Here is a 10451-nt window from a genome sequence, read left to right on the forward strand (position 1 = left end):
TCGGCGGCGTGACCGGTACCACGCAAGGGAGCGCGCCGGACCGCAGCGCCGCGCCGCACGTCGTCGTCGCCCCCGACTCGTTCAAGGGCAGCCTCCCCGCCGCCGCCGTCGCCGAGGCGCTCGCCGCGGGCGTGCGGGACGTCGTCCCCGCCGCGCGCGTCACCTGCCTGCCGATGGCCGACGGCGGCGAGGGCACGCTCGAGGCGCTGCTGGGCGTGTGGGGCGCCGGCCCCCGCGAGGTGGCGACCGTCGACGCGATCGGCCGGCCGACGACGGCGCGCTGGGCCGTGTCGCCGGACGGCAAGGTCGGCGTCGTGGAGCTGGCCGAGGCCAGCGGCCTGCCGCGCGTCGCCGACGCGCCGCCGCGGCCGCTCGGCGCGCACACCCGGGGGACCGGCGAGCTGGCCGCCGCGGTGCTCGACGCCGGGGTCGCCGAGGTGCTCGTGTGCCTGGGCGGCTCCGCCTCCACCGACGGCGGGGCGGGCCTGCTGGCGGGCCTCGGCGCGCGCGTGCTCGACGCCGCCGGCGCGCCCGTCCCCGACGGCGGCGCCGGGCTGGCGCGGGCCGCCGCGCTCGACCTGTCGGGGCTGCACCCGCGCGCCCGCCAGGTGCGCTGGCGCGTCGCCGTCGACGTGACCAACCCGCTCGTCGGCGAGCTCGGGGCCGCGGCGGTGTTCGGCCCGCAGAAGGGCGCCGGGCCCGCGGACGTGGCCGCCCTGGACGCCGCGCTCGGCCGGTGGGCGGACCTGCTCGAGCGGACCACCGGCGCGCGGACCCACGACCTGCCGGGCGCCGGCGCGGCCGGCGGGGTGCCCGCCGCGCTCGTCGCCGTGCTCGGCGCGGAGCTGGAGCGCGGGGCCGACCTGGTGGCCGAGTCCGTGGGGCTGCCCGCCGCGCTGGCCGACGCGGCGCTCGTCCTCACCGGCGAGGGGTCGTTCGACTCCCAGTCGGTGCGGGGCAAGGTGGCCGACGGCGTCGCGCGGCTCGCGGCGGCCTCCCCGGCGCGCCCGCCGGTCGTCGTCGTGGCCGGGCAGGTGCGGCTGCCCGCGGCGCAGGCGCGGGCCGCGGGCATCGCGGCGGCGTTCTCCATCGCGCCGGGGCCGGTCGCGCTCGAGGAGCTGCTGGGGCGCACCGCCGAGCGGCTGCGGGAGACGGCGGCGCACGTCACCGCGCTGACGCTGGCCGGCCGCGCGGCGTAGCGCGGGCGGCGGGTCGCCCGGGCGAGGTGACGATACGCCGACCGATCGGTAAGTTTTCTGGTGCCCGCCCCCGCACCCCCACCCCAAGGAGCCGACGGTGACCGCCGACCAGCCCGCCTACCTCGACGCGACCCTCCCGGTCGCCGACCGCGTCGCCGACCTGCTGGAGCGCATGACGCTCGAGGAGAAGGTCGGGCAGATGATGCAGCTCGACGCCCGCGGCGACGTCGACTCCCACGTGCTGGCCACGCGCGTGGGCTCGATCCTGCACGCCTCGCCGGAGAAGCTGCGCCTCGCCCACGACCTGGTGGAGCGCACCCGCCTGCGCATCCCGCTGCTGGTGGGCGAGGACGCCATCCACGGCCACTCGTTCTGGGTCGGTGCCACGATCTTCCCGACCCAGCTCGGCATGGCCGCGAGCTGGGACCCGGCGCTCGTCGAGCGGGTGGCGCGCGCGACCGCCGTCGAGGCCGCCGCCACCGGCGTGCACTGGACGTTCTCCCCGGTGCTGTGCATCGCGCGGGACCTGCGCTGGGGCCGCGTGGACGAGACCTTCGGCGAGGACCCGTACCTCATCGGCGAGCTCGCCTCGGCCATGGTGCGCGGCTACCAGGGCGACGGGCTCACCGACCCCACCGCGGTGCTCGCCACGGCCAAGCACTTCGCCGGCTACTCCGAGACGCAGGGCGGGCGCGACGCCAGCGAGGCGGACATCTCCCGGCGCAAGCTGCGCTCGTGGTTCCTGCCGCCGTTCGAGCGGGTGGCACGGGAGGGCTGCCGCACGTTCATGCTCGGCTACCAGACCATGGACGGGGTGCCCATCACCGTCAACGAGTGGCTGCTCGACGAGGTGCTGCGCGGCGAGTGGGGCTACACGGGCACCCTCGTGACCGACTGGGACAACGTCGGGCGCATGGTCTGGGAGCAGAAGGTGCAGCCCGACCACACCCACGCGGCCGCGGCCGCCGTCAAGGCCGGCAACGACATGGTCATGACCACGCCGCAGTTCTACGAGGGGGCGCTCGACGCCGTCGCCCGCGGCCTGCTCGCCGAGAAGGAGCTCGACGCCGCCGTCGCGCGCATCCTCACGCTGAAGTTCGAGCTCGGCCTGTTCGAGGACCCCCGCCGCCCCGACGTCGCCCGCCAGCGGGCGGTCATCGGCTCGGCCGCGCACGCCGCGCTCAACCTCGAGGTCGCCCGCCGGTCGCTGGTGCTCCTGCGCAACGACGGCACGCTGCCGCTGGCCGGGGGCCTGCAGGCCCCCGGCGCCGGGCGCGCCGTCGCGCCCGCCGGCGCGGCGCCGCGCACCGTCGCCGTCGTCGGGCCGCTCGCCGACGACGCCCAGACCCAGCTCGGCGACTGGGCCGGCAACAGCGGCCAGGCCGACTGGCTCCCCGACGGCCAGCCGCGCGAGATGATCACCACCGTCCTCGACGGGCTGCGCGCCCACGTGCCGGAGACGTGGACCGTCACGCACGCCCGCGGCGCCGACATCCTCGAGCTCGTCCCGGACCCCGAGGGCGACACGTTCCCCGACGGTCAGCCGCGCCCGCCGATCGGCCTGCCGTCCGCGCCCGACGAGGCGCAGATCGCCGAGGCCGTCGCCGCGGCGCGCGCGGCCGACTACGTCGTCGCCGTCGTCGGCGACCGCATCGAGCTGGTCGGCGAGGGCCGCTCCACCGCGACGCTCGAGCTGCTCGGCGGGCAGGTGGCGCTGCTCGAGGCGCTCGCGGCCACCGGCACGCCGCTGGTCGTGGTGCTCCTGGCCTCCAAGCCGCTGGTGCTGCCGAAGGCGGTGGAGGACGCCGCCGCCCTGGTGTGGGCGGCCAACCCCGGCATGCAGGGCGGGCGGGCCCTCGCCGAGCTCCTGCTCGGGCTGGTCGAGCCGAGCGGGCGCCTGCCGATCTCCTTCGCCCGGCACGCCGGCCAGCAGCCCACCTACTACAACCAGGTGCGCGGCCAGCACGGCACCCGCTACGCCGACCTCACCCAGAGCCCGGCCTTCGTGTTCGGCGAGGGGCTGAGCTACACCACCGTGGAGTACGCCGACCTTCGGCTGCTCCAGGACGGCTACGGGCCCGACGGCGTCGTGCGCGCCGAGGTGACGCTGCGCAACACCGGCGCGCGGCCGGCCCGCGAGACCGTGCAGGTGTACGTCAGCGACCTGGTGACCTCGGCCAGCTGGGCCGACCAGGAGCTCAAGGCCTACCGGCAGGTCGACGTGGCCCCGGGCCAGGCGGTCGTGGTGCCGCTCGAGCTGCCCGTGGCCGCGTGCACGATCGTCGACGCCGCCGGCCGGCGCGTGGTCGAGCCCGGCCAGTTCGAGCTGCGCGTCGGCCCCAGCTCGCGGGCCGAGCAGCTGCTCTCGGCGCGGTTCGTCGTCGAGGGCTGAGCGCCCCGCCGACCAGCAGCGGCGGTGCTGACAGCGCGTCGGTATAACGTCACGTCCCCCGGGGCCGGATCCGGGCCGATCCGGCCCCGGGAGGGTGGAAAGATTCCAGGTATGCCGACGACCCCGACCACCCCGGCGCTCGACGTGCGCCCGTACGACGCCCTGCTGCTGTACTCCTTCGGCGGCCCCAACAAGCCGGAGGACGTCGTGCCGTTCCTCCGCAACGTGACGGCGGGCAAGGGCATCCCCGACGCCCGGCTGGAGGAGGTCGGCGAGCACTACTACGGCTTCGGCGGTCGCTCGCCGATCAACGAGCAGAACCTCGCCCTCAAGGCCGCCCTCGAGGCGGAGCTGGCCGAGCGGGGGATCGACCTGCCGATCGTGTGGGGCAACCGCAACTGGGAGCCGTACACCGCGGACGCGATCGACGAGCTCGAGGCGATGGGCGCGCAGCGCGCCGTGGCGCTGGTGACCTCGGCGTACTCGAGCTACTCCGGCTGCCGTCAGTACCGCGAGGACCTCGCCGTCGTGCTGGACAAGCGCGGCCAGCTCGACGAGAGCGGCTCGACGACCGTGCAGTTCGACAAGATCCGCTCGTACTTCAACCACCCCGGCTTCGCGCAGGCGAACGTCGAGGCGGTGCTCGACGGCTACGCCGAGCTCGCGGCGAAGGGGGGCGACGGCGCCGCGGCCCGCCTGGTGTTCGTCACGCACTCCATCCCGGACACGATGGAGGCGGCGTCGCGCGTCTCGCACGCCACGTACTCCGCCCAGCACCTGGACCTGGCGCGGGTCGTCGCCGCCGAGGTCTCCGAGCGGCTCGGCCACGACGTGGCCTGGGACCTCGCCTACTGCTCGCGCTCGGGCCCGCCGAGCCAGCCGTGGCTCGAGCCCGACGTCAACGACCACCTCGAGGCCCTGGCGGCCGAGGGCGTGCGCGACGTCGTGCTCTCGCCGATCGGGTTCGTCTCGGACCACATGGAGGTCGCCTACGACCTCGACACCGAGGCCATGGAGACCGCCACCACGCTCGGCATGACCGCCGTGCGCGCCGGCACCGTCGGCACCCGGCCGGCCTTCGTCAAGGGCCTGGTCGACCTGCTGCTCGAGCGGGCCGCCATGGCCCGCGGCGAGGAGGTCGCCGAGGCGACGGTCGGCGAGCTGCCGCCGTTCCGCTCGGTCTGCGCCCCCGACTGCTGCCTGCGCCGCGACGGCGAGCCCAGCGGTCTGCCGGCCCTCTGCGGACAGGAGCTGTACCGATGAGCGAGAACGCCGAGCGCCCCGTCCACGTCCACGGCGACACCGGCGCCGAGGTGGACACCACCGGCCTGAACGAGACGATCCGCTACGCGATGGTCGCCACGTTTGCCACGACGCAGGCCCTGCCGGCCGACGCGGCCGAGCGCGCCGGCGTCGTCGCCGAGGCCGAGGACGCCCTGTGGGGCGGCCAGCCCGAGGGCGACCGCGACCCGGCCCGCGCCGACGGCGACGTCGTCGTGCGCGGGACCTACGACGTCGGCGGCCTGCGCCACGACGCCGACCTCATGGTCTGGCTGCACGGCCCGACGGTGGAGTCCGTGCAGGGCGCCTACCACCGCCTGCGCGCCTCGAGCCTGGGCGCCGCGCTCGAGCCGGTGTGGTCGGTCGTGGCCGTGCACCGCGCCGCGGAGTTCAACAAGGCGCACGTGCCGGCGTTCCTCGCCGGCGAGCGGCCGCGCGACTACCTGTGCGTGTACCCGTTCGTGCGGTCCTACGAGTGGTACCTGCTCGCCGACGACGAGCGCCGCGTCATGCTGCGCGACCACGGCATGGCCGCGGCGGGCTACAAGGACGTGCGGGCCAACACCATGGCCACGTTCGCCCTGAGCGACTACGAGTGGCTGCTGGCGTTCGAGGCCGACGAGCTGCACCGGATCGTGGACCTCATGCGCGACCTGCGCGCCACCGAGGCGCGCCGGCACGTGCGCGAGGAGGTGCCGTTCTTCACCGGCCCGCGCGTGACGCTGGCCGCCTGGGCGGCGAACCAGCCGCTGGCGGACTGACCCCGCCACTCCTGACGCCGAGACCCGGATCCTCGGGGGTATCCGACCGCGGACACCCCCGAGAATCCGGGTCTCGGCGCTCTCAGGCGGTCAGCGGTCGCGGTTGCGGCGCCGGATCGACTCGGTGAGCACGGCGGCGAACGTCGTCCACGCCGCGTAGGGCACCAGCGCCGCCCCGGCGGCGGGCCGGGCGGCGGCGCTGCGCGCGGCGAGCCCCCAGGTGCTGGCCGCCAGCGCCCCGGCCACGGCGACCGCCGTCCCCTGACGCCGGAACGCGAAGAACGTCCAGCACCAGCCGGCGTTGAGCGCCATGTTGACCGCCAGCGCGCGCCGGTAGGAGGCCTTCTCCGCGCCGCGCATGTCCCGCTGAGCCGCCACCGACGCGGCGATGCTCGAGGCGTACAGCCCTGTCCACACGACCGGGAACGCCGCGGCGGGCGGCTGGATCGGTGGCTTGCGCAGCTCGCGGTACCAGGCCGAGCGCGTGCCGCGGGCGGAGGCCACGCTGCCCGCGACGGCGGCCGCGACGGGCAGGGCGACGGAGGTGACGACGTCCCGGGTGTCCATGCCCGCACGCTAGGCGCGGGCGGCCCCGCCCGCGCGCCGGCCGGCCGCGTCGCCGTCGGTGTGCTCCGTGCCGTCGCCCTCGGTGCGTTCCAGGTCCGTGCCGTCGCGGTCCGCGTCGTCGGGCGCCGGCGCGGTCCCGACGACGGCGAGCGCGCCCGCCTCGTCGTCGCGCAGCACCCGCGGGGCGAGGCCCGCGGCCGCGACGGCCGCCGTGGCCGCGGCGACCTGGCCCTCGCCGACCTCGAAGAGCAGCGCCCCGCCCGGCGCCAGCCAGCCCGGCGCGCCGGCGACCGCCCGGCGCACGACGTCGAGCCCGTCCGCGCCGCCGTCGAGCGCGACCCGCGGCTCGTGCTCGCGCGCCTCGGGCGGCATGGTCGCGATCGCCGCGGTGGGCACGTACGGCGCGTGGCACAGCAGCACGTCGACGCGGCCGCGCAGGCCGGCCGGGAGCGCGGCGTACAGGTCGCCGGTGGTCACGCTGCCGGCCCAGGGCGCCACGTTGCGGGCGGCGACGGCGGTGGCGGCCGGGTCGACGTCGGCGGCGTGCAGCGCGGCGCGCACGCCCCGGCGGGCCAGGCGCCGCGCGACGACCGCGCCGAGCACCCCGGCGCCGCAGCACAGGTCGACGAGCACGGGGCCGCCGTCGGCGCGCCGTGCGTGCGCCGCGGCGCCGATCGCCTCCGCCTCGGCGACGAGCAGCAGCGAGCGCTGGCGCGGCACGAACACCCCGGGCGCGACGGCCCAGCGCTCGCCGTCGAGCTCCACCCAGCCGAGCAGGTGCTCGAGCGGCTCGCCGGCCGCGCGCCGCGCGACCAGCGTCTCCAGCGCGGCGGTGTCGTCGCCGGCGGCCTCCAGCAGCAGGGCAGCCTCGTCCTCGGCGAAGACGCACCCGGCCGCGCGCAGCCGGGCCACGACCCGGGCCGCGGCCGCCGCGGCGGCCGGCGCCCCCCCGGGGGCCGGGGGGGGGGGCCGGACCGGGGCCGGGCGCCGCGGGGCCCCGACCGGGGCGCCGACCGCGGGGGCGCCTGGCGCCGCCGAGGTCGCCGTCGGGGGGACCGTCACGGGTACAGGCCGCGGATCTGGTGCGCCTCGGCCACCCGCTTGACCCCGATCGTCAGCGCCGCGTCGCGCAGCGACAGCCCCTCGCGGCGCGCCTGGCCCGCGACGTCGTCGTAGGCGGCGACCATGCGGTGCTCGAGCTTCTGCGCGATCTCCTCGGCCGTCCACCAGTAGGCCTGGTTGGCCTGCACCCACTCGAAGTAGCTGACCACGACGCCGCCGGCGTTGGCGAGCACGTCGGGCACCACCGTGATGCCGTTCTTGGCGAGGATCGCGTCGCCCTCGGTGGTGGTGGGGCCGTTGGCGCCCTCGACCACGAGCCGGGCGCGGACGGTGGGGGCGGTCTCGGCGTCGAGCACGCCCTGGATCGCGGCGGGCACGAGCACGTCCACGTCCGAGGCCAGCAGCTCGGCGTTGCTCACCGGGTCGCCGCCGTCGAACCCGACCACCGAGCCGGTGGCGGCCACGTGCTCCAGCAGCCGCGCGACGTCGAGACCGTCGTCGGCGCGCACGCCGCCGTACTGGTCGCTGACAGCGACGACGCGCGCGCCGCGCCGGGCGAAGATCTGCGCGGCGTGTCCGCCGACCTTGCCGAAGCCCTGGACGGCCACGGTGGTGCCCTCGAGCTGCTCGCCCGCCTCGCGCAGCGCCGCCTCGGTGACGTGCACGATGCCGGCGCTGGTGGCGGTCCCGCGGCCCAGCGACCCGCCCACGGCGATCGGCTTGCCGGTCACGACGGCCGGGATCGTGTAGCCGCGGTTGACCGAGTAGGTGTCCATGACCCACGCCATGGTGCGCTCGTCGGTGCCCATGTCGGGCGCCATGATGTCGGTGTCCGGGCCGATCATCGGCATGATCTCCGACGTGTAGCGCCGGGTCACCCGCTCCAGCTCGGCGGCCGAGTGCTGCGACGGGTCGACGGCGACGCCGCCCTTGGCGCCCCCGTACGGCAGGTCGACGATGGCGCACTTCCACGTCATCCACATCGCCAGCGCGCGCACCTCGTCGATGTCGACCGACGGGTGGAAGCGCAGGCCGCCCTTGCCGGGGCCCCGGGAGACGTTGTGCTGCACGCGGAAGCCGTGGAACAGCACCGTGGAACCGTCGTCGCGGCGCAGCGGCACCGCGACGTGGATCTCGCGGCGGGGCGTGGCGAGCATCGCGTGCATGCCGTCGTCGTAGCCGAGGTGCTCGACGGCGCCGGCGAGCTGGGCGTGGGCGGTCGCCAGGGGCGACTGGTGGGTCGGGGTCGGGGCGGTGATCGACTGCGTCGTCACAGGAGTTCCTCCAAGCGGCGCCGTGCGGCGTGGGTCCGCCGACGGCGCAGGTGGCGCGGCGCGGGATGTGCGCCTCGTCACCCAACCTTGCCAGGCCCGCGGCGCTCCGTCGACGCCGCCGCAGGCCGGGACGCCGCGTCCCGGCAGGTGGGACGGGAGGCCCGTGCACCCGGCCGGGGGCCCGGCGCGGTCGGCTCAGTGGCCGAACTCGTCCGAGTCGGTCACGTGCTCCTCGCCGCGGTCGAGGGCGTCGAGGGCGGCGAGCTCGTCGTCGGCCAGGACGAAGTCGAAGATCGCGAGGTTCTCCGCCTGCCGCTGCGGGGAGGCCGACTTCGGGATCGGCACGTACCCGCGCTGGGTGTGCCAGCGCAGCACCACCTGGGCCGGCGTGCGCCCGTGCCGCTCGGCGAGCCCGGCCACGACGGGGTCGGCGAGCATCGCCGTCGGCTTGATGGGGCTCCACGACTCGGTGACGATGCCGTGCTCGGCGTCGGCGGCGACGCTGGCGGCGCGGGTGGCGTACGGGTTGAGGTTGATCTGGTTGACGTCGGGCACCACGCCGGTGGCCTCGATGATCCGCGCCAGGTGCGCCGGCTTGAAGTTCGAGGTGCCGATCGCGCGGACCCTGCCCTCCTCGAGCAGCCTCGCCAGCCCCTCCCACGCCTGCGGGTACGTGCCCTGGTCCGGGTTGGGCCAGTGGATGAGGAACAGGTCGAGGTAGTCCACGCCGAGGCGCCGCACGCTGTGCTCCCACGCGGTGCGCACGCCCTCGACGCTGTGCCAGCGCCGGTTGAGCTTGGTGGTGATGAAGACGTCCTCGCGCGGCACGCCGGAGTCCCGCACGCCGCGCCCGACGCCCGTCTCGTTGCCGTAGTTCTCGGCGGTGTCGACGAGCCGGTAGCCCGCCTCGAGCGCCGTGCGCACCGCGGTCGCCGCCTCGGCGTCGTCCATCGGCCAGGTGCCCAGGCCGATGGCGGGGATCTGCGCGCCGTGGGTCAGGGGGAGGGTGGGGACGGAGGTCATGGTGGGCACGCTAGCGGGGCCCGCCGCGCGGCGCGCGAGGGGCCCCGCCGTGCGGCCGGCGGTGCGGGCGGCTCAGCGCGCGAGCCGCCAGGCGGCCGGCAGCAGCGCCCCCGCGAGCAGCGCCTTGAGCGCGTCGCCGGCCAGGAACACCCCGGCGCCGGCCCACAGGGCGGCGGCGGGCGTCGCGCCCGTGGTGACGGCGAGCCACGGCACGCCGACGGCGTAGACGGCGAGGGTGCCGGCGGCGTACGCGGCCACGGTGGTCAGCACCCGGCGGTCGGCGCCGCGGCGGGCCAGGCGGCCGACCACGAGCGAGGCCAGCACGAAGCCGACGAGGTAGCCGCCCGACGCGCCCGCCACGGCCTCCCAGCCGGACGCCCCGCCGGTGAAGACGGGCAGCCCGACGACGCCGACGGCCAGGTAGAGCGCCTGCGCCAGGGCGCCGCGGGCCGGGCCGAGGGCGGCCGCGCCGAGCAGCACCGCGAAGGTCTGGCCGGTGACCGGCACCGGCAGGCCGGGCACCGGCACGCGGACCTGCGCGGCCAGGGCGGTGAGGGCCGCGAGGCCGACGACGAGCGCGACGTCGCGGGCGACGGCGCGGGTGCGGTCGCGGGCGGGCAGCAGGTCGGCGAGCACGAGGCCGGGGCGGGGGGGCAGGGTCAGGGCGGTCGTCATGGCGCCGACGCTACGGGCGGCCGCGGCCCGGGCGGGCCGTGCGCGGGCGCAGCGTCGCGGGCGCCGCGTTGTGGGGAACCGCCAAACCGCTGGCGTCGACCGCCGACCTGCGGCGCCGCGCGTTGTCGGATCCCTCCGACCCGCGCCGCCCCACCCCGCCCCAGACCTGCCCCCGCTCGCCGAGACTTGAGTTGTGGTCGCCTCCGCGGGTGCGGAG

General features: G+C 77.0%; 9 protein-coding genes. 4 read left to right on the forward strand and 5 right to left on the reverse strand.

What is annotated here, in order from left to right; translation table 11 throughout:
- The first annotated feature begins 8 nt into the window (after positions 1 to 8).
- From GSF02_RS15130 to hemQ, 4 genes are all read left to right on the forward strand, one after another.
- Complete coding sequence (locus tag GSF02_RS15130) at positions 9 to 1199, forward strand: glycerate kinase (RefSeq protein WP_159797993.1); 1191 nt, start codon at positions 9 to 11, stop codon at positions 1197 to 1199.
- Between the two features lie 97 nt (positions 1200 to 1296).
- The gene (locus GSF02_RS15135) at positions 1297 to 3591 is read left to right on the forward strand and encodes an exo-beta-d-1,3/1,6-glucosidase (RefSeq protein ID WP_235915612.1); all 2295 of its coding nucleotides are present in this window, start codon (positions 1297 to 1299) and stop codon (positions 3589 to 3591) included.
- A gap of 111 nt (positions 3592 to 3702) precedes the next feature.
- On the forward strand, positions 3703 to 4854 hold the full coding sequence (locus tag GSF02_RS15140) for a ferrochelatase (protein ID WP_159797995.1): 1152 nt from the start codon (positions 3703 to 3705) through the stop codon (positions 4852 to 4854).
- Positions 4851 to 5633 carry a hydrogen peroxide-dependent heme synthase gene (gene hemQ / locus GSF02_RS15145; protein ID WP_159797997.1) on the forward strand — a complete coding sequence of 261 codons (783 nt, stop codon included), beginning with the start codon at positions 4851 to 4853 and terminating at the stop codon, positions 5631 to 5633. The genes GSF02_RS15140 and hemQ overlap by 4 nt, the downstream gene beginning before the upstream one ends.
- A gap of 90 nt (positions 5634 to 5723) precedes the next feature.
- On the opposite strand, the gene GSF02_RS15150 is transcribed toward hemQ, so the two are convergent.
- From GSF02_RS15150 to GSF02_RS15170, 5 genes are all read right to left on the reverse strand, one after another.
- Positions 5724 to 6200, reverse strand: coding sequence for a TspO/MBR family protein (locus GSF02_RS15150; protein WP_159797999.1), 477 nt, complete (start codon positions 6198 to 6200; stop codon positions 5724 to 5726).
- A gap of 9 nt (positions 6201 to 6209) precedes the next feature.
- Complete coding sequence (locus tag GSF02_RS15155) at positions 6210 to 7112, reverse strand: putative protein N(5)-glutamine methyltransferase (protein WP_201308953.1); 903 nt, start codon at positions 7110 to 7112, stop codon at positions 6210 to 6212.
- A gap of 146 nt (positions 7113 to 7258) precedes the next feature.
- Positions 7259 to 8536, reverse strand: coding sequence for a Glu/Leu/Phe/Val family dehydrogenase (locus GSF02_RS15160; protein WP_159798003.1), 1278 nt, complete (start codon positions 8534 to 8536; stop codon positions 7259 to 7261).
- A gap of 195 nt (positions 8537 to 8731) precedes the next feature.
- Positions 8732 to 9559, reverse strand: coding sequence for an aldo/keto reductase (locus tag GSF02_RS15165; RefSeq protein ID WP_159798005.1), 828 nt, complete (start codon positions 9557 to 9559; stop codon positions 8732 to 8734).
- Positions 9560 to 9631: 72 nt separating this feature from the next.
- Positions 9632 to 10234 carry a biotin transporter BioY gene (locus GSF02_RS15170; RefSeq protein WP_159798007.1) on the reverse strand — a complete coding sequence of 201 codons (603 nt, stop codon included), beginning with the start codon at positions 10232 to 10234 and terminating at the stop codon, positions 9632 to 9634.
- Positions 10235 to 10451 lie beyond the last annotated feature (217 nt).

The organism is Puerhibacterium puerhi, assembly GCF_009846865.1.
GTDB lineage: Bacteria > Actinomycetota > Actinomycetes > Actinomycetales > Cellulomonadaceae > Puerhibacterium > Puerhibacterium puerhi.

Excerpts from the sequence above, each read along its gene's own strand:
- GSF02_RS15140 (WP_159797995.1), top strand. The coding sequence starts at position 3,703 with ATGCCGACGACCCCGACCACCCCGGCGCTCGACGTGCGCCCGTACGAC.
- GSF02_RS15150 (WP_159797999.1), bottom strand. The coding sequence starts at position 6,200 with ATGGACACCCGGGACGTCGTCACCTCCGTCGCCCTGCCCGTCGCGGCC.
- hemQ (WP_159797997.1), top strand. The coding sequence starts at position 4,851 with ATGAGCGAGAACGCCGAGCGCCCCGTCCACGTCCACGGCGACACCGGC.
- GSF02_RS15165 (WP_159798005.1), bottom strand. The coding sequence starts at position 9,559 with ATGACCTCCGTCCCCACCCTCCCCCTGACCCACGGCGCGCAGATCCCC.
- GSF02_RS15170 (WP_159798007.1), bottom strand. The coding sequence starts at position 10,234 with ATGACGACCGCCCTGACCCTGCCCCCCCGCCCCGGCCTCGTGCTCGCC.